The 255-nt window shown below is 32.9% G+C and carries 1 protein-coding gene; it reads right to left on the bottom strand.

Going from position 1 to position 255, the window contains the following annotated elements:
- The coding region (locus GNY06_RS15565) for an IS1 family transposase (protein WP_394350827.1) at positions 1 to 239 on the bottom strand (239 nt) is incomplete at its 3' end.
- Between the last annotated feature and the right edge of the window lie 16 nt (positions 240 to 255).

The following is a 255-nucleotide window of genomic DNA, read 5'->3' as shown; positions in this document are numbered from 1 at the left end:
ATTTTTTTAGAATAGCATTTGGACTTTCTTCTCATTCTTGCTAAAAAATGCCTAAACAAATTATTATAAGCTTCTACGGTAAATGTTTCTGCTTTTGTCTGAAGATGCTTCTCTTTAGCAACAATGCCTTGGTAGCTTTTCCAGTGATCACTTGCTATCTTCTCCATTTTGTGTTGTTTTATTGTTTCCCAAAACTCTTCTGCAGTTTGATGACTTCTGTCACCAATAACGAAATTGATGAATCTTTTTCCAAAT

Source organism: Elizabethkingia argenteiflava, from assembly GCF_009904105.1.
Taxonomy (GTDB): domain Bacteria; phylum Bacteroidota; class Bacteroidia; order Flavobacteriales; family Weeksellaceae; genus Elizabethkingia; species Elizabethkingia argenteiflava.
The sequence above is the reverse complement of the archived record's forward strand: the minus strand, read 5'-3'. Positions and strand labels throughout refer to the sequence as shown.